Source organism: Bernardetia sp. Wsw4-3y2 (assembly GCF_037126295.1).
In the GTDB taxonomy this organism is placed as follows: domain Bacteria; phylum Bacteroidota; class Bacteroidia; order Cytophagales; family Bernardetiaceae; genus Bernardetia.
Map to the genome: position 1 here is coordinate 4,064,378 of NZ_CP147017.1, position 24,443 is coordinate 4,088,820.

The 24,443-nt window shown below is 30.6% G+C and carries 24 protein-coding genes; 7 read left to right on the top strand and 17 right to left on the bottom strand.

Features of this window, described 5'->3' with window-relative positions; genetic code table 11:
• The first annotated feature begins 158 nt into the window (after positions 1-158).
• The gene (obgE, locus tag V9L05_RS16735) at positions 159-1,151 is read left to right on the top strand and encodes a GTPase ObgE (protein WP_338792074.1); all 993 of its coding nucleotides are present in this window, start codon (positions 159-161) and stop codon (positions 1,149-1,151) included.
• A gap of 62 nt (positions 1,152-1,213) precedes the next feature.
• On the opposite strand, the gene V9L05_RS16740 is transcribed toward obgE, so the two are convergent.
• Positions 1,214-2,482: an ABC transporter permease gene (locus V9L05_RS16740; RefSeq protein ID WP_338792073.1), complete on the bottom strand. Its 1,269-nt coding sequence runs from the start codon at positions 2,480-2,482 to the stop codon at positions 1,214-1,216.
• 673 nt (positions 2,483-3,155) lie between these two features.
• Between V9L05_RS16740 and V9L05_RS16745 the strand changes: the two genes are divergently transcribed.
• Positions 3,156-4,106, top strand: a complete 951-nt coding sequence (locus V9L05_RS16745; protein WP_338812976.1) for a hypothetical protein — start codon at positions 3,156-3,158, stop codon at positions 4,104-4,106.
• A gap of 397 nt (positions 4,107-4,503) precedes the next feature.
• Here the strand turns inward: V9L05_RS16745 and V9L05_RS16750 are convergent, their stop codons facing one another.
• From V9L05_RS16750 to V9L05_RS16765, 4 genes are all read right to left on the bottom strand, one after another.
• Positions 4,504-6,027, bottom strand: a complete 1,524-nt coding sequence (locus tag V9L05_RS16750) for a hypothetical protein (protein ID WP_338812978.1) — start codon at positions 6,025-6,027, stop codon at positions 4,504-4,506.
• A gap of 269 nt (positions 6,028-6,296) precedes the next feature.
• On the bottom strand, positions 6,297-6,635 hold the full coding sequence (locus V9L05_RS16755) for a hypothetical protein (RefSeq protein WP_338812979.1): 339 nt from the start codon (positions 6,633-6,635) through the stop codon (positions 6,297-6,299).
• Between the two features lie 156 nt (positions 6,636-6,791).
• Positions 6,792-7,799 carry a S41 family peptidase gene (locus V9L05_RS16760; protein WP_338812980.1) on the bottom strand — a complete coding sequence of 336 codons (1,008 nt, stop codon included), beginning with the start codon at positions 7,797-7,799 and terminating at the stop codon, positions 6,792-6,794.
• Positions 7,800-7,823: 24 nt separating this feature from the next.
• The gene (locus tag V9L05_RS16765; RefSeq protein ID WP_338812981.1) at positions 7,824-8,258 is read right to left on the bottom strand and encodes a MarR family transcriptional regulator; all 435 of its coding nucleotides are present in this window, start codon (positions 8,256-8,258) and stop codon (positions 7,824-7,826) included.
• A 170-nt stretch (positions 8,259-8,428) separates the two neighbouring features.
• Here V9L05_RS16765 and V9L05_RS16770 point away from each other — a divergent pair, with 170 nt between their 5' ends.
• The 4 genes from V9L05_RS16770 (at position 8,429) to V9L05_RS16785 (ending at position 12,326) form a co-directional block, all read left to right on the top strand.
• Entirely contained in the window at positions 8,429-10,795 is a 2,367-nt protein-coding gene (locus V9L05_RS16770; RefSeq protein WP_338812983.1) for a TonB-dependent receptor, read from the top strand.
• Between the two features lie 284 nt (positions 10,796-11,079).
• The gene (locus V9L05_RS16775) at positions 11,080-11,580 is read left to right on the top strand and encodes a hypothetical protein (protein ID WP_338792066.1); all 501 of its coding nucleotides are present in this window, start codon (positions 11,080-11,082) and stop codon (positions 11,578-11,580) included.
• A 13-nt stretch (positions 11,581-11,593) separates the two neighbouring features.
• Positions 11,594-11,860 (top strand): tetratricopeptide repeat protein, encoded by a 267-nt coding sequence (locus V9L05_RS16780; protein WP_338812984.1) that lies wholly within the window; start codon positions 11,594-11,596, stop codon positions 11,858-11,860.
• A gap of 52 nt (positions 11,861-11,912) precedes the next feature.
• Complete coding sequence (locus V9L05_RS16785) at positions 11,913-12,326, top strand: hypothetical protein (protein ID WP_338812985.1); 414 nt, start codon at positions 11,913-11,915, stop codon at positions 12,324-12,326.
• Positions 12,327-12,378: 52 nt separating this feature from the next.
• Here V9L05_RS16785 and V9L05_RS16790 read toward each other — a convergent pair whose 3' ends face one another.
• Positions 12,379-13,146: an MBL fold metallo-hydrolase gene (locus V9L05_RS16790; RefSeq protein WP_338812987.1), complete on the bottom strand. Its 768-nt coding sequence runs from the start codon at positions 13,144-13,146 to the stop codon at positions 12,379-12,381.
• 338 nt (positions 13,147-13,484) lie between these two features.
• On the opposite strand from V9L05_RS16790, the gene V9L05_RS16795 reads away from it, so the two are divergent.
• Positions 13,485-14,309, top strand: a complete 825-nt coding sequence (locus V9L05_RS16795; RefSeq protein WP_338812825.1) for an IS5 family transposase — start codon at positions 13,485-13,487, stop codon at positions 14,307-14,309.
• Here the strand turns inward: V9L05_RS16795 and V9L05_RS16800 are convergent.
• From V9L05_RS16800 to V9L05_RS16850, 11 genes are all read right to left on the bottom strand, one after another.
• A complete protein-coding gene (locus tag V9L05_RS16800) occupies positions 14,306-14,737 on the bottom strand; it encodes a cyclic nucleotide-binding domain-containing protein (RefSeq protein ID WP_338812988.1) in 432 nt (143 codons plus the stop codon). The two genes, V9L05_RS16795 and V9L05_RS16800, sit on opposite strands and share 4 nt — an antisense overlap.
• A gap of 11 nt (positions 14,738-14,748) precedes the next feature.
• A complete protein-coding gene (locus tag V9L05_RS16805; RefSeq protein ID WP_338812990.1) occupies positions 14,749-15,156 on the bottom strand; it encodes a hypothetical protein in 408 nt (135 codons plus the stop codon).
• A gap of 1 nt (position 15,157) precedes the next feature.
• Positions 15,158-15,574, bottom strand: coding sequence for a hypothetical protein (locus V9L05_RS16810; protein ID WP_338812991.1), 417 nt, complete (start codon positions 15,572-15,574; stop codon positions 15,158-15,160).
• A gap of 3 nt (positions 15,575-15,577) precedes the next feature.
• The gene (locus V9L05_RS16815) at positions 15,578-15,988 is read right to left on the bottom strand and encodes a hypothetical protein (RefSeq protein WP_338812992.1); all 411 of its coding nucleotides are present in this window, start codon (positions 15,986-15,988) and stop codon (positions 15,578-15,580) included.
• Positions 15,989-15,991: 3 nt separating this feature from the next.
• Positions 15,992-16,411: a hypothetical protein gene (locus V9L05_RS16820; RefSeq protein WP_338812993.1), complete on the bottom strand. Its 420-nt coding sequence runs from the start codon at positions 16,409-16,411 to the stop codon at positions 15,992-15,994.
• 33 nt (positions 16,412-16,444) lie between these two features.
• A complete protein-coding gene (locus V9L05_RS16825; RefSeq protein ID WP_338812994.1) occupies positions 16,445-20,077 on the bottom strand; it encodes a helicase-related protein in 3,633 nt (1,210 codons plus the stop codon).
• A gap of 30 nt (positions 20,078-20,107) precedes the next feature.
• Positions 20,108-20,524: an HNH endonuclease gene (locus tag V9L05_RS16830; protein ID WP_338812995.1), complete on the bottom strand. Its 417-nt coding sequence runs from the start codon at positions 20,522-20,524 to the stop codon at positions 20,108-20,110.
• Complete coding sequence (locus V9L05_RS16835) at positions 20,514-20,921, bottom strand: hypothetical protein (protein ID WP_338812997.1); 408 nt, start codon at positions 20,919-20,921, stop codon at positions 20,514-20,516. Before V9L05_RS16835 ends, V9L05_RS16830 begins: the two co-directional genes overlap by 11 nt.
• Before the next feature lie 392 nt (positions 20,922-21,313).
• On the bottom strand, positions 21,314-22,531 hold the full coding sequence (locus tag V9L05_RS16840) for an ABC transporter permease (protein ID WP_338812998.1): 1,218 nt from the start codon (positions 22,529-22,531) through the stop codon (positions 21,314-21,316).
• A gap of 242 nt (positions 22,532-22,773) precedes the next feature.
• A complete protein-coding gene (locus V9L05_RS16845; RefSeq protein ID WP_338813000.1) occupies positions 22,774-23,568 on the bottom strand; it encodes a hypothetical protein in 795 nt (264 codons plus the stop codon).
• 28 nt (positions 23,569-23,596) lie between these two features.
• On the bottom strand, positions 23,597-24,433 hold the full coding sequence (locus tag V9L05_RS16850) for a hypothetical protein (RefSeq protein WP_338813003.1): 837 nt from the start codon (positions 24,431-24,433) through the stop codon (positions 23,597-23,599).
• Between the last annotated feature and the right edge of the window lie 10 nt (positions 24,434-24,443).

Here is a 24,443-nt window from a genome sequence, read left to right on the forward strand (position 1 = left end):
TTGTAGATTAATAGATAGTTGATTAATTTATCAATTATTCAATTTGCTCAAAAAATTATTACAATTATCTAATTGAATAGCAATTAACTGGTTATTAAATAACTGGTTACTGATGACTGTTTACTGATAACTGAAAAACTGATAACTGAAAAAAAGATTTGGATTCTCCTAACTTCATAGATTACGTTAAATTATTTCTTCGCTCTGGTAAGGGTGGAGCAGGTTCTAGACATTTTCGCAAAGAAAAACATGTTCCTTTGGGTGGTCCTGATGGTGGCGATGGTGGGCGAGGTGGTCATATTATCATTCGTGCCAATTCCCAACTTTGGACACTTATACATTTGCGTTACCAAAAACACATCTTTGCAGAAGATGGAGGAAATGGAAGTGGACAAAAAAGTTCGGGCAAACAAGGCGAAGATACCATTTTGGAAGTTCCGTTAGGAACAGTTGTGAAAAATTCTGAAACAGGGGAAAAAGTAGCTGAAGTTTTGGAAGACGGACAAGAAGTGATTTTAGTAAACGGAGGACGAGGAGGATTAGGTAATTTTCACTTTCGTACTTCTGTCAATCAAGCTCCTGAATATGCTCAACCAGGTGAGCCTTGTGTTGAAGATTGGTTTACACTAGAATTAAAAGTTTTGGCAGATGTCGGCTTGGTAGGTTTTCCAAATGCAGGAAAATCGACGCTGCTTTCCGTTGTTTCGGCAGCCAAACCAAAGATTGCAAACTATGCTTTTACTACACTTGTTCCTAATTTGGGAGTAGTTCCTTATCGTGATCATCGTTCGTTTGTGATGGCTGACATCCCTGGAATTATTGAAGGAGCAGCAGAAGGAAAAGGCTTAGGTGTACGTTTTTTAAGACATATTGAAAGAAATTCCATGCTTTTGTTTGTCATTTCGGCAGACACAAAAAATATTCAAGCAGAATATGATATTTTGGTTGGAGAACTTGAAAAATACAATCCAGAATTATTAGACAAAAAACGTCTTTTAGCTATTTCAAAAATGGATTTGATAGATGATGAACTTAGAACACTATTAGAACCAGATTTGCCAAAAGATATTCCTCATATTTTTATCTCAGCAGTCGCTCAAACAAATTTAGATGTCCTGAAAGATAAAATTTGGGAGAATTTGCATAAGTAATTTATTAAATTAAATCCTCGTTGATGGATTCATTTGAGTCTCAACGAGGATTTAATACTAATTTACTCATCTCTAAGAGCCTCAATCGGATTTACTCTCGCTGCCAAAATTGCAGGGATAAGACCAGCAATTGTTCCTGAAATAATTAATAAAATTAAAGCTCCAACAGCTACTTTCCATTCAATTAAAGGATTAGCAAAAAACTGATTTTCAGCTTTCATTGTCTTTAAAAGGGTATTTACTCCAAAAACAACAGATGTTCCTGTTACCAAACCCACATAACCTGGGAGAGCTGTAAGGAAAATAGCTTCTTGTAAGATAAGTGAAACAATAGAACTTGGTGTAGCCCCTAGAGCTTTTCGGACACCAATTTCACGAGTGCGTTCTTTTACCGTAATTATCATAATATTACCTACTCCAATAATTCCAGCCAAAAGCGTAAAAACTCCTACAAACCAAATAAAACCACGAATAGCAATAAAAATAGTATCAAATTTTTGAAACTCTTTGCTTGTGTTCCACGAACCAATCGCAGAAAAATCTTCAGGAGAAACAGAATGATATTTTCCTAAAGTTAGTTTTACTTCTTTTTCTATTTCAGTGGCATCAGCTTTTGGATCTATTGTACAGACAAACCAATCTATCTTGTCTGACATATTAAAAATTTGTTGTGCTGTTGTGACAGGAATAAAAACAGCTTCTTCTTCTTCTTGTGCATTATTTCCACTTCTCACTTCTCTACAAACTCCTACAATCTGAAAAAACACATTTCTAGCCTTAAAATATTTTCCTACAATTTTTTCTGGATTTTTTTCTACTGTTTCTGTTCCAAAAAGTTCTTTTGCAACAGATTGCCCTAAAATGGCTACTTTTCTTTTTTGGTCAATATCAATTTGATTTAAGAAACGTCCTGCCAAAATAATTTTTGCATTGATTTGAGTAAGCTCTGGTGTTTCTCCACGCATAGAATAGGACGCATATTTTGTTCCATAGCTCATCGGAACAGTTCCTACTTCTATTCTAGGTGCAACCACTTCAATTTCTTTGACTTTCTTTTGAAGGGCTTCTACATTAGCAAGCGTATATTGAAAACGTCTCCCTGCCTGTAAACCATTATAAGGAATTGTTGTTTTTCTTGACCACACAAAAAGCGCATTGGAAGCAAAACCAGCAAACTCTTGTTTTACTCCATTTTCAAGTCCACTTCCTGCACCAAGCATAAAAACAAGCATAAAAATACCCCAAAAAACACCAAATGCTGTCAGAAAAGTACGCAGTTTGTTCTGTTTTATAGTGAAAAATATTTCTTGCCATTTATCTAAGTCAAACAAAGCAGTGATTAGTTAAGTGATTAGTTATTAATTATTAATGAATACAATGAATCATTAATACAAAACAAAAGAGGGTGTATTTTCTGATGAATAAATCTATTCATTTTTAATGAAAAAACAGAATTTTAGAAAGATAAAAATTCATAAATGTAGAGAGTGAAACAGATAATGTCAAATATACACAAAGTTTTCATTTGTATAATAGAGAGGAATAGCATTAACAATAAAACAAAAAAGAGACAGGCGAGAATGTTCTGTAATTGCTAAGAAAGCGAAGATATTTGAAATGTGTAATAGTTACTCTATAAAATATTGATAATAATATCAAACTATTTTTGTGTGATACTTACATATACTAAATTGATGTATAATTATTGTGAAATGAAATAATTGTTTTATATAATATATGAATTTGAGGTAATTATAGTTGTTTTTAATAAATAAGACCATTTTTTAGGTTCTATTACACATGTCTATTATTTGCAACGTATATTCAATACTATTGATTTTTTAATTAAATTAACTTAAAATGATTTTTTTAAGCTATATTGCCAGTGTAACTAACACAGACGGTGTCCGAAAAGTCTTTTTAATAGAGTAGGAAAAATACAAATTTTAGAACCATGAAAAAATTAAATTAGCAGTAATACTTTTACTATCTACAACTATGTTTATGTCTTGTGAGAAGCAAGAAGAACTTTTAAATCAAACAATTCAGAAAGAAAATCAAATTTTTGTAGAAAATATTAATTTTGAGGGAAACATTAGGGAAACTACTGGCTATAATTCATTAGCTGAGATGTTAGCAGATGGATATGAATTAGCTAAAGTTGAAACAGAAAGTGTTGCTCTAACAGAAGAAGAAACTAAGAAAAATGCTAAAGTACAAAATACACTTACAACCAATATAACATTTCAGGATCTTAATAACCTTGGTTATAATGAGTGGAAGTTACGAGATTTAGTTAAAAACCAATTTGGTCACAATCCAGATGGATTATCACTTAATAGCGAGCGCAAGTTTAGTGCGCCAAACCCAACAATTACAGATAGATACAGTCATCCAGCACGTATGAATACGGGTACTCCAAACGTTACAACTACAGGGCAACAAATAGGAGCAAGAGATCTTATTGCTGTTGTTACTCTTAGCAATTATTCTAATCAGACAGATAATATGAGTTTCACTAGAACTCATACTTCTGGAACTACAAAAAGTTGGTCTATTAGTCAGTCTGTCAGTGTTACTATAGGAGGTAAAGTTGGAATACCTCTAATATCAGAAGGATCGGTTGAAGTGGCAGTAGGATTGAGTGCATCTCAAGGCAGTGAGGTTACAAATACGATTAGTAACTCGGTGACTGTAAGTGGTGATGTTCCTCCTAATAGCCAAAGAACTTTTTATTTATATGCAAGAGAGCAAGAGGTAACAGCTAGTTATGTTTTACCTGTCTATCTAACTGGTCATTTAGGTGCTAATTTTGGAAAAAGAGTTAATGGACACTACTTTTGGTTTCCAACAGTAAGCAGTTTAGTTGGTGGTTCAAGACAACAAATAGGAACTGTTTCTAGTAGAAAAGTTCTACGTTTTGAGGCAACAGCTGGTGCAGCAACTAGTCTTTAGTATGCCTTTATTCTAGTGATAAGTAACTGGTCAAAATTATTTATAGATTAGTGAAATCTGTCTGAAAGGTTAAAGCTATTTTAACAGGTTAAATTTTTCGATAGGTTTTATTTTGACTAGTTACTTAGGAAGACTAAAAAAATAAATTTACATTTTTAGCTATCTATAAAACAGGGTTAAAACCCTGTTTATTAATGCGTGAATTTTTCAAAGTGTAAATTTATTCATTTTATATTCCTTATTTCAAAAATTATATACTAATAATCTTTTATTAGTATATAAACGGACTGCTTATACGACATCCAAAAATAGCCGTCGCTTGCTTTTACCAAGTGACTTATATGTATTTGTCATTCTAAAAAACTGTGGTTTTTATATTTATGTTATTTGAATCATTCTAAAAATCAGCTTTCCAACCTAAACGAAGCCCAGCAACTCCTGTATTTGTCAATGAATATTCGGCTCTCAAAACCATGTTAAAATAAAGCACTATATCAATTCCTGCACCTGTTCCGTACATCCATTGATTAGGAAGTGAATTTGACTGGTAAGGATTTAAAAGCTGTGCATATCCTGTATCAAAATAAATTTTTGGATAAATAGCAACAGGAACTTTTGAAAATTGAGAAGGCATTTTATTAAAGCGAAATGTATTTTCAAAGAGTTTGAATCGTAATGTATTTTTCAAAATAAAATGCTGCTCACTTTCCACTACATTATATTCAAAGCCACGAATTACATCACGTCCATACCCAATTCCACGCAGATTTGTATAAGGCGTATTTTGAGCAAAAGTCAGTTTCATACTGGCAGAAGAATGAAAGAAGAATTTTTTGGAAAGAGGAACAAATTTAGCAAATTCAGTGCGAGCCATAAATAAACTAAAGTCATTTTTTTCAATTCCTAAACCTTGCTGCTGAACAGCAAATAAAAAATAATAACCCTTTAATGGATAATTGGCTCTATCCCTCAAATCTCTAAAAAAATTATATTCTAATTCTACATAACGCTGATTTGTTTTTCCTTCTCCAAAAAAGTTTGCATTCAATTGTGCCACTGTATCAGCAATATTTTGGTTTCTGTATCCTACAAAGAAAGTATGACGGTCATAAAAGCGACTGCGAGCTGTAAGAGAAAGACCACTATAAAATCTAGAACTAAGTATTTCTCTATCAGGAGTTTCTATGAAACGAACCGTATCACGGTCTGTGATATACCCTAAATTTGTATTTTCAGCATAACCTACCGAAATATTTAACCCTAAAGTTTGTGCTTTATTGATATAAGGAATAGAATAACGAAGGTCATATTTGTTGGTAAAACCTGTTTGAAGAAGAAGAGATAGATTTTCATTTCTTCCTCTAAAATTATTATGTTTTACTCTGATTCCATATTCCAAACGTCTCAAGTCTCTACCTTGTTGATTCCACCAAACATTAAAATTTCGGTCTGCAAGTTCGATAAGTGGAATGGGATAAATATACCATTGTTCAGTGAGACTGATTATAACATCTAATTCTCCTTTTCTAAATTCTTCATAAAAAATATCTACTGTAACAAAAAGACGAGTATTAAAAATTTTATTAGATTCTTGCTCTAAAATCTCTTCTATATCTTTTCTATGAATTTTATAACCTTCATATATGGCAAGTTCTCTGAAAATAATTCTGTCTTTGGTCTTCTTGTGACATTCTAAATGAATATGAGAAATAGTTACACTATCACTAGAAAAATAGGTTGCTGATTCATCAGGCGATTTTTCAGTTTGTTTTTTTGAAGAATTTATTTTTTTACTTTGTTTATTATTACTTATTGTTGTTTTCTCTGTTTCATCTTGTGCTTTTATTTCAAAATTAATTGTTATAAAAATTAGCCAGAAAAAAAATAGAGAAAGTATATGTTTAGGTGCGTGTGCAATCATTTATCAATATTCTTTAAAACTTCTTTAGAAGTACCTTTAATTCATTTTTAACTGTAGTCATATAATTAGCTGTTCTACAAATTTATCTATTTTCTAGTATAATGACCCTACAAGATGGCATTTTGGTTGCAAAAAACACAAACCTTATTTCATATTTTTCGTTAAAAGGCTTTTTTAATAAAAATAGTGCAAAAAAAAGTCCTATTTTAATAAAACTCATTTGGGTTCTAATTAAAATAGGAATTTTTAATTTTTTATAAAAAGTAAAATTACTCTTGTGTAGTTGTAGTTTCTTCAGTCGTTGTTTCTTCTGCTTTTACTTCCTCAGTTGTTCCTGTTACTTTTACAGGATAGTCTTGTCTTGTACTTTTTACTTCCTTAGACTCATACATTTTAGTATAAATTGCCTTCGAACGGTCAATGATTCCTTCTGGGTCTTCATATTGATTAGGAAGTTGCTTTGGTTCTGCTTCTCTACTTGTACCATAAATGCGCTCGCTTTCTAAGTTTTTACCTTTGTTTGGAGCAGGTTGGTTATGCTCACCACAAGCTGTAAAGAAAACTAAAAGGGCTGCAAAAGCTAAAATTGTTCTGAATTGTTTTAACATATTTCTGTATTTTTTAATACTGATTAATTGTTAGTTATTAATGTAATGACTACTCTATTACAATCTGTGTAAAAGATAGTTTTTCAATAGGTCAAAATTACGCACCAAAACCCAAACTTAAAAATAAGATTAAAGAATAGTTTTAATTTTCCATCACTAATTTTCTGTAATGGCTAATTTATAGGCTGTATCTAAAGCTTCTTCTGATTTTGTTTCCACATTTGGGATGATTCCTACGCCTTCCCAATCTGTATGAGTAACTGAGTTTTCTACTCTTCCTGTCGGAATAAAAATACCGAAATTATTATTGATTTTCATTTCTTCTCCTGGATGTGCGCTACCACTTGTTTTTGAACCAATAATAGTTGCTCTTTTCAAACTCTGTAAATTGTATGCAAATTCTTCTGCTGCTGAGAATGTTTTTTCATTTACCAAGATATATAATTTAACAGTAGGCATTCTCTTACCCAAAACATAAGGTAGCGTCCACGTTTGATTACGCTCATTTGTTGGTCTATAAATAAAAGTATTCAAATGAATGGGATAACCTTCAAAAAAATAGGTAGTCAGAAGTTGTATCAATTCAGGACTTCCCCCATAATTATTTCTAATATCAATAATTATAGCATCAGAATTAGATAAAAAATTCATAGCTGCAACAGCCGTTTCTCCACAAAACGCTGTACTATGAAAATGATTGAGTTTTAGATAACCTACATTACCATCTAAAATTTTTAATTCGGAAAAACCAAAATTTTGCTTTCTCAATTTATTCTTATATTCTTCTATTTCTGCTATTGAATCTTGAATGGTATAAATTCGCTCTGACATATTTTCCTTACTAGATTCAGGTCTATAAATTAGCCTCAAGTGTGTGTCTTGATTTATAGAGCGTAAGTCTTCTGTGATTCTTTCTTTAAAAGCAACATATTCATTTATATCATCATAAGTCCCTTTTTTGAGATTGGTCAAGAGCAAATCAGATATTTTTTTTGCCATTTCTGGAAAAACATAATTTTTTGAGAGCAAAGAGTCTATCTTATGAATGATAGTTTGTTTTTCTGTTTGTGATAAATTAGTTGTGGGTTCTTTTTTTATAAAAGATTGAAAGCTAAAAAAGAATATAAAGCATAAAAGGAACAAAACAGGTAAGGTAATTTTCATTTTTGATTTAATTAAGATAATGAATTACTGACAGTTTGAAATAATTTTTTGTAGTGTAGAATAGAGTTGATTTATTTCTAAATCACTCAACCCATATAAAGCCGTTTTTCTGTTTTGCTCAATGACTGGATTAAGAAGCTGAAGCGTAGTTTTTCCTTTTTCGGTCAATTTTAGGTTAAATCTTCTTCGGTCTTCTTTATCAATTTCCCTAGTGAGATAATCCTTGTTTACCATTAATTCAATCATACGAGTAATAGAGGCACTATCTTTAAAAATTTGAATAGCAATTTCCTTTTGAGAAAGTGAATTTTGTTTATCAAGAATAATCAAAACAAGGCATTGGTCAATCGTAATATCATCAACTACAGTGGAGATATTTCTTTGACAGAATTTTCTGTACTCTTTAATTGCTTGTTCGATAGAGTAAAGAGCTGTTTGTGTAGGTGTATTAAATTCCATAGGTTTTTTATTTGATGTAAATATAATTGATATATCAATTAAAACCTAATTTGTTAAGAAACTATTTTTTGTTTAAAGTCTAAATATTTTGTTAGATTATTCTAACTTTATATATTTGCACTATCAAATTTTTAAAACAGAATGCTAAAACTTATAATTACCTTATTTTTATGCGAATACAGAATTTACTTTTTGCAGCATTTTTAGTGCTTATTTCATTTTCTACTTATTCTCAAAATAGCCTTCCACATCAATCACAAGGAGAAATCAAAGGAAAAATAACCTTAGAAGGTTCAATTATTAGTTTTGCAACTATTCAGATAAAAGAAAAAATTAGTATTAATAATGAGGATAAAATCATCGGAACTACAAGCGATAAAAATGGAAACTATGAATTAAAAAACATTCCCTTCGGAACTTATACTTTACTTGCTTCTTATTTGGGATTTGAAACGCAAACTAAAACAGTTATTTTGAATGAAGAAAATCCAGTTTTGGAAGTTAATTTTGATTTGAAAGAATCTATTTCAGAATTAAATCAAATTGTAGTTACGGCAACACGAACAGAAAAAAAACAAACCGATGCAGCCATTATGGTCGATATTATTGACAGCAAAACTTTAATAAATACACAATCTTGTAATTTGTCGGAAGGATTGAAGTTTCAAGCAGGTTTGAGAGTAGAAACGGATTGTCAGACGTGTAATTATACGCAACTTCGAATGAATGGACTTGCTGGTGGCTATTCACAGATTTTGATAAATGGTCGCCCTATTTTTAGTCCGTTGATGGGATTGTATGGAATGGAACAACTGCCTGTAAATATGATTGAGCGCATCGAAGTTGTGCGTGGAGGTGGTTCTGTTTTGTATGGTTCTAGTGCGATTGGTGGCGTGGTGAATGTTATTACAAAGATTCCAAAAGAAAATAATTATAATCTAGCTTATACCTATCAAAACATAAACTCACAAAGTAATGACAATATTATTACAGGAAATGCAACCGTTTTGACAGAGAAAAAAAATGCAGGAGTTTCTTTTTTTATCAATAATAGAAAGCGAGACTTTTACGACCACAACGAAGATAATTTTTCAGAATTACCCAAATTAGAAAATAATTCTTTTGGTGCAAATCTATTTTTTCGTCCTACCGACAATCAAAAATTAGAAGTCAGTTTTAGTAGTATCAATGAATATCGTTTTGGAGGAGAAATGACTGATAAAGTGGCACATTTAGCTCTACAAGCCGAAGAACGAACGCATAACGTTTTGGTAGGAAATATCGATTATCAAATCAATTTTAATGGTGGAAACTCGTCTTTGATTACTTATTTGGCTACTCAAAATACAGACAGAAAACATTATACAGGAATAATTCCAGATGAAGAAAATGTAATTGAATTTCAGAATCATTTAGAAAATCCTCCTTATGGAACTTCAAAAAACACGACGTATCAAGCAGGTTTTCAGATCAATCATAGTCTTTCTAGTTTTTTGGGTGGAAGTAACATCTTGACTTTTGGCTCTGAATATGTAACTGATGATGTTTTGGATATGATTGATTCTTATAATTATAAAATTGACCAAACCACAAAAAATCTAGGAGTTTTTCTTCAAAGCGATTGGCAGATTACAAACAAATTAAATCTACTTTCAGGAATCCGAATGGATAAGCATAATTTTTTAGAGAACCCTATTTTTAGTCCTCGTTTGTCTTTTTTATACAAAATAAAATCTCAAATGCAGTTTCGTGCTACTTGGAGTACAGGTTTTCGTGCGCCACAGGCTTTTGATGCTGATATGCACATTGCTTTTGCTGGAGGTGGAATTTCAAGAATTAGTCTTGCTGAAAACTTGAAACAAGAGCGTTCGAATAGCTTTAGTACGTCGATAAATTATGATAAATCAACAGAAAGTTTTATTGCAGGTTTTACAGTAGAAGGTTTTTATACAAAACTTGATAATGCGTTTTATTTGTCGCCAAATGGAGAGGATAATTTTGGACAAAAATTTGAAAAACGAAATGGAGATGGCGCAACCGTTCAAGGGATTACACTAGAAACACGAGCCAATTACAACAAAAAAGTACAATTAGAAATCGGTTTTACACTTCAAAAAAGTCTTTTCGATGAGCCAGTTGAGAATATTGAAGGTTTAGAACTAAAAAGAGAGTTTTTAAGAACGCCAAATGATTACGGTTTTGCAACATTTTCATTTACACCAAACAAACGTTTTGCTATGAATATGAATGTTGTTTATACAGGAAAAATGCACATCATTCATTTTGCAGGCGCACCCGAACAAACGATTGATGAATATAAAACCTCTGATACGTTTACAGATTTTAGTTTCAAAACGAGTTATGATTTTGATTTGAAAAAAACAAATTCAAAATTGCAGCTTTTTGGAGGAATAAAAAACCTATTTAATGCCTATCAAAATGATTTTGATAGTGGAAAAAATAGAGATAGTAATTATATTTATGGAAGTGCTGCACCGAGAACTTTTTTTGTGGGTGTTAGATTATCTAATCTTTAAATAAAATCGGTTTTTGATTTTTGTATTAGGGAGTGTATAAAATTTGAAAAAAAGCCTATGTAGGGATAATTTTATATTTTTTCTTGCTGATTTATTAGCTTTGTGATTGATGTTTTAAAACAGCGAAATACAAATACACAGCAAGATGTCGAATACATATTGCTTACTCGTTAAAAATGGACGAGAGTCATTGTGTTTTACGAGCAACAGCAGAAACTTATTCTTTTTAAAAATAATACTTTTTTAGAATTTTTTATAAAAAATTTTAAACAACTTTAACCAATATGAACGAAAATATACTAGATTCTGATTTTAAGTCTTCTCTAGAAGAAGAAGAAAAAGTTTTGGGAGAGGGAAATAAAATAAGACGAAGAAGAGCTTTACTTCCTGTTTGGATAAAAATATTTATTTGGATATTTATGATTTTCGGTTGTCTTTCTCCTTTATATCTTATTGCAGGGATTTTTGGTCTTACTTTTAGTTTTGCTATGTACGGACTAGAATCATTTGATACGTTTACAGTAACAGGAGTTGTGCTTACATTACTTTTTTTATCTAAAGGAGTTGTTGCTTTTGGGCTGTGGACAGAGAAAAAATGGGCTGTTACCTCAGCTATGATGGATGCAATACTTGGTATCGTAATTTGTATTCTTGTAATAGCTGTTCCATTAGTTATAAATAAGGGTTTTACATTTCGTCTTGAATTGTTTGTTCTTGTTCCTTATTTGATAAAGATGTACGAAATAAAAGACCAATGGGAAAGGAGAAAGGAATACAAAAAATAAATTTCTGTGGCTATTGCCCCCTTCTGTTCTTAGTCTCCCATACGAACAGAAGGTAAACCATTTACACACTCTATTTAATTATGAAAAAAATATAGAAGCTGCGATTGTTTTAAACAATTTGGGAGCATTGTATGAAGCGCAAGAAAAATATGCAGAAGCAAAAATATATTATGAAAAAGCTTTAGCAATGATAAAGGAAACAGTAGGAGAAACTCACCCACATTATCAAAACACATCAGCTAGTTTGAAAAGGTTAGATGAATTAAAAGACAAAAAATAACTATTTAGTAGTTTTAAAATGAATTTAGATTTTGGATATATTTCTATGAGTTATGAAAAAAATAATCTTAGCATTAGCAATAAGTATATGGTCTTTTTCGACCTTTGCCCAAACTCCAAAAGGACTATATTTTGATGAATTAAATGAAACTGTTTGGCTATCATCAGTCATTAATTCTCAGTCAGACATTCTTGAATCTAAATTTCTTGGATTGCGTCTGGTAGAGATAGAAATAGATTTAATTCAACAAAATACAACACTTTGGTCTTTTGGGGAAAAATTGAAAACTAAATCGTATAACGCTGCTACAAAAGAAAGAAAAATAATTTTTGAATGTAACTATGAACACAATAAGGACAATAGAACACTAAAACTATTTTTGGATAACAAAATGGTTGAATTTAATTATTTACCTGTTTCAACGGGTAGTTATGTTCAATTGACCCAAGTCAAGAAAAAGAAATAAGTGTATTTAACCGAACAGTTCGCTCAAAGCGAACCGTTCGATAGTAAGTTATTTAAAGAATAATCACATCTCCATCATTTGGAATATGAACTTTATGAGATAAACCATTTTTTTCTAATTCTTTTTGTAATCCTGTTCGTGTGGTAGGACAATGGTTTACGGCTTCCAAATGGTTTGCAATCACTATTCCATCAGAGTTTTGGACAAATTTTAGAATGTCTTCCATTTTCATAAGTAAAGGCTGAAAAATATCAAGTTGTGCGCTACCACAAGCGATGACACTTATAGCAGGTTTGTACTCTTTTAAAACCTTATCAACAGAAGGTGTATAAATAGTATCTGAACTTAAATAAATTGATTTTTGATTGGACAATTCAATATAAAATCCCATTACATTTCCCATTGGTTTTGAGATAAATCCATAGCCGTGTTTGGCTGGAATTCCTTCTATTGTTCCTCCTAGAAAGTTACTTTTTTTCCAATAATCTATGGTTTGAACGACATCTAAACCTTTCTTTTTGAATAATTTTTCGTCTTTAATGCTGCATGTAACAGGAATATTATTTTTAATCAAAAATTGTTCTGCTGCTGTATCTAGGTGGTCTGGGTGTGCGTGAGTAATCAAACAATGAGTGACTTTATTTAAAATTGCTTGAGAGTTATCTGGTAATTCTACAATAGGATTTTTTTGAGCCTTAAAACGAAAAAATGTGAAAGTAGGTAATGTTCCTTTTTTCCCTAACATAGGGTCGACAAGGATTACATCTTTTTCGGTTTCAATAACTAACGTTGCATTTCGGAGATGATGAATTTGAAGCATAAAAACTAAATCTAAAAATTAGAAGTGAAGATTTGAAAGCTACAAAGTAAATCCTTTGAAAAACAAAATTAGTTGATTCAAGTCAAGAAATGCGTTTTCGAATTCGACTTAATGTTTCAGGACTAATATTCAAAAAAGAAGCGATGTGATATTGAGGTATAAGTTCTAACCAATGTTTTTTGTAGATAAATAATTCTTGATAGAGTTCTTCAGGCGTTTTGGTAATTCTATTATATTCTAAGAACTTGTTTAAGAATGGTGATTTATTTTTTTAAAAAGAGGTCAAAATAGTTATACTTGTAAATCATCACATTTTCAATCTAACTATTTTTCCCTCTATGTACGTAAACTTATCAAAAAAATTTATAACCGAAAATATTTTACCTTATTTACATCAATTTACAAAAGGTCGTCGTATAAAAGTAGCTCTTTGGCGTATTATCCAAGCCATTGTGTATCGCTTAAAATCAGGGAGTCAATGGCGAGAACTTCCTATGAAACAATTTTTCGGAAACTTATCAATTAGCTGGAATACAGTATATTACCATTATAATAAATGGTCAAAATTAGGAAGTTGGAAGAAATTATGGATCAAGTATTTAGAAGATTATCGTGGAGAATTAGATTTTTCTATTTGTCAGCTAGACGGCAGCCACACTTCAGCTAAACGAGGAGGAGAAGGTATTGGATATTCCAAAAGAAAAGCAGGAAAAACAACCAATGCACTTTTTCTAACGGATAAAAATGGTATTCCAGTAGCGATGTCTGTTCCAAGAGCAGGCAATCATCACGATGCTTTTGAACTTGAAAAAAATATGCAATCTATGATAGATGATTTGAATGCTTCTCAAATTAGAGAAGGAGGAATTTTTCTCAATGCTGATGCAGCCTTTGATACACAAGCCTTTCGTTCTTTTTGTAATCATTTAGATATTGTAGATAATATAGATTTTAATAAAAGAAATAAAAAAGACCTTGATAATCAACCATTTAAAGATGAAGAAATGTATGAATTGAGATTCGTTATTGAAAGAACTAATGCGTGGTTAGATGCTTTCAAAGCCTTAATTATGAGGTACGAAACTAAAATTCATACGTGGCAAAGTTTACACTATTTAGCCTTTACTTTAATATTTGCCAGAACTAGAAAAAAACATTCTTAAACAACTTCTAAAAGTTCTTTGTGTTTTAATAGCTTTTGAAAAGAAGATTCTATAATAGTTTTTCCACATTGATATTTTTCCAATAATTGCTCAAACTTTATTTTATCAATGCTTAATACTTCTGCTTTGGTAAGACTTTGTTGATTTTTTTTGGTAGCTATTCCACCATTAAATGCTGACAAATCTGTAATAAATTGAGGTTGAGTATAAAAATTTATATTGATTTCCCTTTCTGATGTTGAATAATATTCCCTAATTATTCCTTTATTTAAAAAACGAAGTTCTTTTTCAAAATCATTTTCTTTAAGAAGAATAGTGTTTTTGTCAATTTTTTTAAGTTCGAATAGGGAAAAGAGTTCCTCTAATCCATGTTTATTGAGAGGATATTGTTTTTTGAAAAAGGTACTTACTTCTCTAAACTGATTCATAACTTATCTACTCATTTTGTATTTTCTTGTTCCAACAGCTCTTGTGCTTTTTGGTTTGCTTCTTCTTTACTGCTCACAATAAAAACAGGACTAGGATAGGATTTAATAATAAAAATAGCTTTTAAGACTGTTCTATGTAAAAAAGAAGGAGCAATAAAAATGATGGCAATCGCTTGTTTTTGAATGCGTTCATTATTTTCTTCCAAATATTTTCCTTGCAAAATTCTATATTTAGCTGCTAAATAAGAGGCTTTTGAAGTATCCATAATAGAAATATAACGCTCTGTTTTTGATGGAATATCAGCCGTTTCTTTTAAATACGCATTAAAATTTTCATCAGTTGCTTTTTCTCCTGTAAATTCAATTTCTATAAGAGGAAGTTTTGAGTAATCGAAAACTGCATAAGGTTGATTTTCCATTTTAGATATTTAGTTTGGTTTGTTCTTCTTCCAACAACTCTTGTGCTTTTTTTTGTGCTTCTTCTTTACTACTCACAATAAAAACAGGACTAGGATAAGGTTTTATAAAAAAAACACCTTTTAGTAACGTTCTATGCAAAAAAGAAGGAGCAATAAAAATGATAGCAATCGCTTGTTTTTGAATGCGTTCATTATTTTCTTCCAAATATTTTCCTTGCATAATTCTATATTTGGCAGCCAAGTAAGATGCTTTTGTCATATCCAAAATAGAAATATAACGTTCAGCTTTCATAGAAATAGAATTTATTTCTTCTAGGTAAGCTGCAAAATTTGCATCATTAGTCTCTGCCCCTGTCATTTTTCCTTGCACAAGAGGAAGTTCTGAGTAATCGAAAACTGCATAGGGTTGATTTTCCATTTTTTATTTTTCTAGTTCTATATTCTCATTTTCTAAAAGTTCATTTATCCATTCAGTAGCTTCTTCTTTGGTTTTACAAACTTTTACTTTACTTGGATACGGTTTTACTAAAAAAATAGCTTGTACAATTGTTCGTTGAAGAAAAGAAGGAGCTATCAATGCAAGTCCAATAGATTGTTTAGCTATTTTGTCTTTGGTATTTTCTAAATCTTTTCCTTGCATAATACGATACTTGGCTGCCAAATACTGCATTTTTGAAATATCGTATATGAGTGCATAGCGTTCCCATTCAAACGCTTTGTGAGATTGTAGAGTATATTCTTCAAAATTTTCATCTGTGGCAGTATTTTCTGTAAAAGTCACATAGATGATAGGCTTCTCAAATTCAAAAATTGCTAAAGATTGATTTTCCATTTTTTATTTTTCTAGTTCTATATTCTCATTTTCTAAAAGTTCATTTATCCATTCAGTAGCTTCTTCTTTCGTTTTACAAACTTTTACTTCGCTTGGATACGGTTTTATTATAAAGACAGCTTCCAAAAGCATTCTCTGTAATACCGAGGGAGCAATAATTGCCATTCCGATAGAAAATTGAGCAATATTATTTTTATTTAATTTTAGAGCATTTCCTTGCATAATACGATGTTTTGCTCCTACATATTTTGTGTCTGTTGCATCTAAAAGGATTGCATAACGTCCCTTTTCATAAATTTTGCCTACTTCATCTACATAATCTTGAAAGTTTTGGTCTGTAATTTCAGTATCAGTTAATTTTATATGAACTAAAGGAAATTCTGAATAATCAAAAATAGCGTACGGTTTTTTGGTAGTTTGCATAATAAGTCAATAATTTGTTAGCAGATAATGAACTTAAACTCCTTGTACTTCAAGATGAATTGTTTTCATTTTTTCTACTTCTAATTGAAGCAAGACAGTAAGACTATGCATATCTTTTAAATACGAGTAAATTTGAGTAGCTCGTAACTGCTTATTTTCTAAATTACTTTCACTCATCAAAATACTTTCTGAGATATATGCTTTTGCTTCTTCTGAAAAATCAATGCCAAAAGATACATATTTTTCTATAAAATAATCAATGTTGTTAGTATTGATTGTATTTTTTATTATCTTTTCAACTGAACCAAATAACGTTTTGGGAGCATTTTCTATATCAAAATACCCTTTATTATTATTTGGTTTTATTCCTAAAGAAAGCTCTAAAATGGCTTTATAAAAATCTAAAACGGTATGCTGATTTACTTTTTGATGCGTATTTTGGTTTACTCTTTTTCGCCATTTTTCTATAAAAAATAAGCTAATTTGTTTATTTTCATCTTCATCTTGATTCATCTTTTTAAGTTCTTCAAAAATCCAATCTATTTCTTGATTGGATAATAAGTATATTTTATTCTCTTGAATTAAATTATTTTCTTTTTCAATAAAATAAAGTAGCCTATTGATAGAAGAAGGATGAAGAAAAGGCTCTACAAAAACAGAAGTAATAGGTTGATTTTTTTCTACTTGGCTTTTAGCGTAGTGATAGAGTTCCTTTAAATTGTTTTTGAGATGGTAAATACTATTTTCGTGAATCCATTGTAGAAACAAGAAACAGTATTTTTCTAAAATAGAATAATTTTTTCTTGAGAAAATACCTGCATATTTTTCATCTTTATGAATTTCAAAATCAGATTGATGAGTTTGAATAATATCGAAAATATATTTTCTAACTGTATTTTGATTATGTGCTTGTACCCAAATCTTGAATTTTGTATTCGAAATATGTGTCGAATATTCCCAATTAGATAAAATTCCCATTTGATGAAAACGAATAATTGTCCTTTCTACAGTCAGTTTTCTATCTACTTTCTGCGAAAAAAGTCTAAAATCTAAATCTGAAATTTCTACTTCTGAAATCTTGATAATCTTATCTTTTTGTTCTTCTGCATCGTTTTTTGTATCTGTTATTAAACAATATTTATCATAAAACTGCTTCATAAACTCTACTTCTTCCTCAACAGGCTCAACTTTAGAAGCCCATTCCAACAGATGCCTATACATATCGCCACCCAGCCAACTTACATCTCTATTCATATTGCGAATATCTGAAAGGCGAGTAGTTGGTTCAAAAAGTTTTAATAGTGTTTTTTCATCTTTTTCTTTTTGAAAAATGATATAGGTTTTTGAGTTTTTCTGTTTTATTCTATTCGAAATATCTAAAAGTTGAGTCAAAGATTTTGGTAAACCATATTGAATAACAAAATCTAAATTCTCCAAATTAATTCCAGAGTTAAGCGCAGAAGTAGAAGCTACAAGTACGTCTTGAGAAGTTTTGAGGGCATTTCTTAAATAATTTCGTTTTATAAAATGTGTTTCTTTGTCGTCATGTGAGCCTTGTGGGATTTTAATAGAATAGGGATAAACTTTTCGCTTCAAATCAAATTCTAATCGTTCGGAAAGCAGATAAGAGCCTGTACTTCCATTTACTCCCGAAGTAAAAATTATTCCTTTATTTTTTATACTTTCTTGATTTGTCTCACTTTGAATATTTTTGAGAATATTTACAAGAGCAGAATACGTGTTTTCTGTTTCTATAAATTCAAAATTAGATATTTTATTTTCCAAAAATTCAGAAGCACTTACAGAAGCATAAAAATCATTTTCTTCTACTTTGAAAGTATTTTGAATAGACTTTGAAGCAGATTGATCTAAAAAATGGGATAGAAATACAAAAGGTGTTTTTGCTGCATCAAAATAATTGTAATAAATACTTTCTAAAGCAATATATTCTTCTTTATGTTGAGAACTCCACTCTGAAAAACGATGAATTTCATCAACTAAGAAGTATGCCCAGTTTATTTGATTTTTAGTAGTAGAGCCTTCATTGCTTATAAAGTTTTTAAACTCCTTTGTATTGAGTAAATCGGCTGTCAGAATTAGCAAGAAAACTTTATTTTCTTTTACTAAATCTTGTGCTTGTTTTACTTCTTGACTGCTCATTTCGGAATGCCAAACCGTAGTTTTATCTACTCCATTTTTAGCCAACTCTTCCATTTTATCCAAAGCAACATCAGTAGAAGCACAGACAAGAAGTGAAGGAGAAGATTGTAAAACAGAAAGCCAACCAAAAATGAAATTAGAGTCAATCTGCAAAGGAATATTTGCCAAAACAGACTGACCATTAAGAGCTTTTGCAAGCAAAATTTGAATAAAAGAAGATGAATTTGCTTTTAAAACATGGCTTGTTTCTGAGTTGAAAAAATGATTTAGTAAAAATTCAGAGCGTTTCAAATCATTATTGTCATCAAAACTCCAGTTGTGAAAATCAGACTGAAAAAAAGAGTGAGAAAGAACAGGAAACTGTTTGGATAAAGGTTTTCCTTCATCAGAATGAAATGAAAAACGATAATTTTCAGCATATTCATTTCGTATTTTTATCCAATTTCTATTCTTATCAGAATCTGTCCAACGATGCAGAATACTAAAATCTACTTTTAGTATTTCTTGATTATTTTCTCTATTGTCGCTTTGTTTTAATTCTAATTCAGAAAAAACAGTAGTGATAGAAACTTTAGGAGCTACAAATGGTAATTCTGGAAATAACTGCAAAACTAATTTTTGAATGCTTTCAATAGCTAATTCTATAATTTCTTTTGGAATTTGTTCTTTTTCTCGCATCAAAAAAACAGCTTTCCATGCTTTATCATCTAGTTTCCAAACTCCTCTAAAAAGCATTTCTGCTGTCAGAATCTGGACACGAATAAGAGCTGCTTTCCACCAAACTTGGGTAATAATTGTTTCTCTAGGCTGATTGGTTGCTGTTCTGTTCCATTCTCTGAGTTTATTTGAAAAAATAGGTTTTTCTACTTGGTGGCGAATCCATTCCATTTTTTCACGAATCAAATCAGTTTCGTTTACAATCTCTTCAACTGTAAAGCTGACGACATAAATTCCTTTCGAACGTAGTTTTTGTTCAATTTTTTGTTGTTTTTCTCTTTCTTTACTGCTAACAACAATCAAAACGGCTAGTTCTGCAATTGGCAAATAAAAATTTATAACTGTATCTTTTAATTCTGTATTTACATCATCTTGAGTAATTTCTAACTGTAAAACATCTGATAAAGAAGCATTTGACCAAAACAAAAACTCTAAAAATCCCCATTCTGGTAAATAACTTTGTAAGCGTTCACGCAAAAACAAACGCATTGCTTTTTCAGAACTATTTTGTTTACTCTGCTGCTCAAATTTCCATTTTGGAATGTATTTATTCTTTTCTGAAATTTGTAAAGGAAGCAGAGGAATGTAATTTTCTACTTGATTGTCTTGTACATTAAATCTCTCAGCCAATTCTTCAGGCAATGGCATTACCAAACTGCGCTGCAAAAAACGCAATAAAAAAGCAAATTTAGTCTTTTCTTCCTCAACCACTTTTTGAGAGAAAAAAGGTAAATTCTGAATTACAAAATGATTGGTTGTGTTGGTATAACCTGCTGAATAGTTTTGCATAGTTGCAGAAAATGATAATATTATCTTAATTTAATTTGAAGGTGGATGTTTTCCTACAGAAGCTAATAGTTTTCTTAGATTTTGCAATTCAACTCTGTTAAGTTTTAGTTCTTCTACTGTTACTCTCCCTGTTGCCGTAATTCCCAAAATAGTAAGAACATCAGAACTCCAAGAAAAATTGTTTTCCCATTTTTCTGTACGAGGATTAAATAAATCTACTTCTTTATTTGTAATGTTATCAATACTCTTTATTTTAATGTACTTATGGTTGTTACAACCTTGACAAGAAAAAGCAAGGTTCATTTCCTCTGTTTTTCCTCCTTTACTTTTTGGGAAAATATGTTCTAAAACAAAAGGTTGTGAAGAGATATTTGCAGGACTTTTACAGTATTCGCAAAGTCCTTTTGCCCTTTCAATGACTAACTCTTTCAATTCATTAGCTGTCATATTCTGCTGATTTTATGTCAAATTGTTCTAAAATACCGTTTAAAGGTTCATTTCTAAGTTCGGAAAGCTCAATAAACAAACTTAATCTTTTATTGTCATAAGATTCAATATAAGAAGTTAAGGTTAGTAATTCGTCATATTGTGTTTGGTCTAAAGAGTCACTAGACTTTTTATCTCTCAAAAAATTATACCTTTCTTGTATATCTTTTGGCAATGGTCTATTAATTTGTTCAATTATTAGTTGCTCTTGTTCAGATAAAACAGTAGAAAGTTTGTTTTTTCTTAAATCAAAAATATAATTAGTCAGTTTTTCTAGTTCAAGAAGATTTAATTTTTCTATTTTTTGATATAGTTCTTCAAAGGGGTTTGTATTTTCAGCAGATGATAAAGTATTCATATAATTTTAAATTAGTGTTTTTTATCCAAACGTAAAAAATAGAATAACCGTTTAGTAAGTTTTTTCTATTACCTTTTTAAATCTAATGAAAGATAGTAATTAACATGTCTTGTATTCCAAATATAGTATAAAATTTTAAAAACGAGAGAGTTTGTTTTATATTTGGAATGCAAAAGACACGGCAGGGATGCCGAATACATATTGCTCACTCGGCAGAGTCAAGCGAGAGCCATTTTATTATCTTGTGAGGGATAGCAGGATTGCAATTCCCCCTACTGTGGCTCGCAAAACACTCCTAATTTTCAAAAAAAGAAATTAGGAGTGTTTCCATTTTATAAAAAATCAAAAGTTCTTTTTGTTTTCTAGCCAAACATTCCAAAATAATTTAAAATCTAATCAAATCGAATAGCCCGAATAGGTTTTATTCTACTAATAAAAATAGAAGGAATCCAAAGAATGAAAATCACTAAAGCAATAATTCCGATATTGAGCATCAAAATCAAAGGAATATTCCACGAAACAGGAACGCTACTCATATAATAGGTTTCAATATCTAAAGGAATAATTTTGAAAGTATCTTGAATCAGACAAAACAAAATTCCGATTATGTTTCCTATCAAAATTCCTTTCCAAAGAATAACTAAGCCATTTTGAAAGAATATTTTCAGAATCTGACTACTTGTTGCGCCAAGTGCTTTTAGCATTCCAATCATCGTAACACGCTCAGTAATCAGAATCAGCAGCACAGAAACAACATTGAAAAGAGCAACAAACAGAATAACACTCAAAAAGATAGTAACATTTTTATTGACCATCGAAAACCACTCAAAAAAGTGAGCAAATGTATTGGTTACTTTTTGAAGATACATATCATAATCACTATTAGCTTCTATTTCATCATAGAGAGTATCTATATTATCAAAATCCTTCAAAAAAACCTCATAACCTCCCACAAGCGTATCGCCCCAGTCATTGAGACGTTGTAAAAGTCCTTGGTCGCAATACACCAAACGCTCATCAAAATCCTCAATTCCTGTTTGATAAATGCCTACAACTTCTAGTTTTCGCTGTCTTGGTGGGTCTTGCAAGAAAAAAGCAAGTAAATCATCACCAACTTTAAGGCGCAATTTGTCTTTTGTATCCTGACTAATAATAATTTCCTTTGAGTAACTGCTTGTATCAAAAGTAATAAAACGACCTTCGACAAGATTTTTCTTAAAACTTACTGTATCATATTGCTTATCCACTCCTTTCAAAACTAATCCCATCAAATCTTCATCTGTTCGTAGTAAAACAGGTTTTTGTGTGTAAGGATGAATATGAGAAATATAATCTTGTTTTTTTAATTCTTCATAAAAATCTCGTTGTGTAGAAAGTGGACTTGTTTCGAAAGAATTATTCATATCAAATTTAAGAATTTGAATATGCCCTGTTTGGCTCACTATTTTATCCAAAATAGTTTGTTTGAAACCTTCAAAAATTGCCATCGAAATAATAAGAGCAGCAATTCCGAGCGCAATACTTCCGATAGCAATGCGTGTAATGACTTTTGAAAAACTACTTCCCTTCTGACTTCGGATGCGTTTGGCTATAAAAAGCGAAAAATTCACTATATTTTTATTGGTTTTTTATATTCTATCAAAATTAAAGACAAATATACATTTCTAACTTTCGTTTTGCAATAAAGATTATCACGGTTATTTTGTATGAGAGTCTTCTAGACTGTTGAATAGGATAAAATACTGCTTTTTTATGTTCAGACAAGATGTCTGAACTACCTAAATACAAATTGTGATAAGGAAATTAGATTTTTTCAAATTGTATTCAGAGCTATTCTTGATTGTCAAAATATCTAATAAAATAGTTTTCTAGGTTCTCCTAACTGAATATTTCCATTGCTATTTGCTTCTAGGTTCAGCATAAATTGATATTCATCTCTATTTTCACTATAAAAGAAAATTTCAACAAGGTGAGATATTTTTTCTAATCCTATCAAGAAGTTTTGTGTTTCCTTAGCACTTCTTATCTTCAATTCTTTTTTCATAAAATCTCCATCTTTGAAATAAATCAAAATAGAACTAGATGAAGATGGATTGTGTAAAGAATATTGTCTCTGAAACTTAATTTGAGTGATGTCTTGAAAATAAAAATCTAGTAATTCTAATTCTATGCGATTTCTGAATAAGCGAATATCATCTTTATGTTTTCCTAGTATATTTTTAAATTCTGAAGTAGAAGCAAAATGAAAAACAACAAACCCAATAAATACAGATGCTACACTTACAAAAGGCATAGTAAGGTCATAAAGTATATCTGTCATATTTGGAAAGATAATACCAAAAGAAACCAAAGCAGAAAAGAAGGCTAAGTAACCAGCAAAATCATTATTACTAAGTTCATAAATAAGCTCATTTGTTCTGTTTTTAGCAATAAGTTTTGAGGGCAAAACAGGAACAGTTTCAAGCGTTTGATTTTGCTCACAATGCCTTTCTTCCATGTATTTCCAACTCTCCTCTAAAAAACAAGATTTACAGACTGCACAAAAAACAACACTATCATTTTCTTTGACAGAATCGCCTGTAATTGGGTCAGTTCTGTCAATGATATGAGAGTGAATTGAGCGTAGTTTATGGGAGTGGTAGGGCATATTTTTATTAATTAATGAGTGTTGTTTATCAGAAATTATGAAATAAGCGAGCAGGTTCTCCAACAACGATATGTCCGTTACTGTTGGATTGAATATTTTGCATAATTTCGTATTCATTTTTGTTTTCACTGTAAAAAAAGACCTCTTTAAAATAAGATATTCTTTCTAAGCCTTTCAAAAAAATAGCTGTTTGTTTGTAATTTTCAGTAGGGAGATCTTTCTTTACAAAACGTCCATTATTAAAATAAATCAAAACACAAGGAACAACAGAACTATAAAATTCTTTCATATCGACTCTTACGACACGTACTTCTCGTTGATATTTTATTTGTTTTATTCTTGCTGAGGAAATACGTTGCCTTCCCAATTCGATATAATTTTTAAAAATTCGTACATCGTCTTTATGATTTCCTGTAATATTTCTAAATCTAGGCATGTAGCACAAAACAGTAGATAAAATTGCTACTACAATCCCAGTCCAAAATGCAATACTAAAAGAGAGTTCTACTCTAAAACCTCTATTTATCGCAAAAATGGAAAATAAAGTAATTATAAAAGTAACAATCATAGAAGGAATCACAACTTGAAAATTAATTTTACTACTCAATAATTCTGCAATTAATTGTGTAGTTTCCTTTTTAAAAATTAGCTTAATAGGCAAAGTAGGAACAGTTTCAAGTGTTTTACTTTGCTCACAATGCCTTTCATTCATGTAAATCCAACTATCCTCTAAAAAACAAGATTTACAAACAGCACAAAAAACAACTCTATCGTTTTCTGTGACAGAATCGCCTGTAATTGGGTCTTTTCGTGCTATAATATGAGCATGAGAAACTGAATTTAATGTATGCGAATGGTAAGACATTGATAAAGTT

Coding starts and splice junctions, on each gene's coding strand:
- V9L05_RS16830 (WP_338812995.1), bottom strand. CDS start 20,524: ATGACAGCTAATGAATTGAAAGAGTTAGTCATTGAAAGGGCAAAAGGA.
- V9L05_RS16805 (WP_338812990.1), bottom strand. CDS start 15,156: ATGGAAAATCAACCTTATGCAGTTTTCGATTACTCAAAACTTCCTCTT.
- V9L05_RS16760 (WP_338812980.1), bottom strand. CDS start 7,799: ATGAAAATTACCTTACCTGTTTTGTTCCTTTTATGCTTTATATTCTTT.
- V9L05_RS16755 (WP_338812979.1), bottom strand. CDS start 6,635: ATGTTAAAACAATTCAGAACAATTTTAGCTTTTGCAGCCCTTTTAGTT.
- V9L05_RS16770 (WP_338812983.1), top strand. CDS start 8,429: ATGCGAATACAGAATTTACTTTTTGCAGCATTTTTAGTGCTTATTTCA.
- V9L05_RS16815 (WP_338812992.1), bottom strand. CDS start 15,988: ATGGAAAATCAATCTTTAGCAATTTTTGAATTTGAGAAGCCTATCATC.
- V9L05_RS16800 (WP_338812988.1), bottom strand. CDS start 14,737: ATGAATCAGTTTAGAGAAGTAAGTACCTTTTTCAAAAAACAATATCCT.
- V9L05_RS16790 (WP_338812987.1), bottom strand. CDS start 13,146: ATGCTTCAAATTCATCATCTCCGAAATGCAACGTTAGTTATTGAAACC.
- V9L05_RS16820 (WP_338812993.1), bottom strand. CDS start 16,411: ATGCAAACTACCAAAAAACCGTACGCTATTTTTGATTATTCAGAATTT.
- V9L05_RS16825 (WP_338812994.1), bottom strand. CDS start 20,077: ATGCAAAACTATTCAGCAGGTTATACCAACACAACCAATCATTTTGTA.
- V9L05_RS16810 (WP_338812991.1), bottom strand. CDS start 15,574: ATGGAAAATCAACCCTATGCAGTTTTCGATTACTCAGAACTTCCTCTT.
- V9L05_RS16835 (WP_338812997.1), bottom strand. CDS start 20,921: ATGAATACTTTATCATCTGCTGAAAATACAAACCCCTTTGAAGAACTA.
- V9L05_RS16795 (WP_338812825.1), top strand. CDS start 13,485: ATGTACGTAAACTTATCAAAAAAATTTATAACCGAAAATATTTTACCT.
- V9L05_RS16785 (WP_338812985.1), top strand. CDS start 11,913: ATGAAAAAAATAATCTTAGCATTAGCAATAAGTATATGGTCTTTTTCG.
- V9L05_RS16845 (WP_338813000.1), bottom strand. CDS start 23,568: ATGCCCTACCACTCCCATAAACTACGCTCAATTCACTCTCATATCATT.
- V9L05_RS16765 (WP_338812981.1), bottom strand. CDS start 8,258: ATGGAATTTAATACACCTACACAAACAGCTCTTTACTCTATCGAACAA.
- V9L05_RS16775 (WP_338792066.1), top strand. CDS start 11,080: ATGAACGAAAATATACTAGATTCTGATTTTAAGTCTTCTCTAGAAGAA.
- V9L05_RS16745 (WP_338812976.1), top strand. CDS start 3,156: ATGTCTTGTGAGAAGCAAGAAGAACTTTTAAATCAAACAATTCAGAAA.
- V9L05_RS16850 (WP_338813003.1), bottom strand. CDS start 24,433: ATGTCTTACCATTCGCATACATTAAATTCAGTTTCTCATGCTCATATT.
- V9L05_RS16750 (WP_338812978.1), bottom strand. CDS start 6,027: ATGATTGCACACGCACCTAAACATATACTTTCTCTATTTTTTTTCTGG.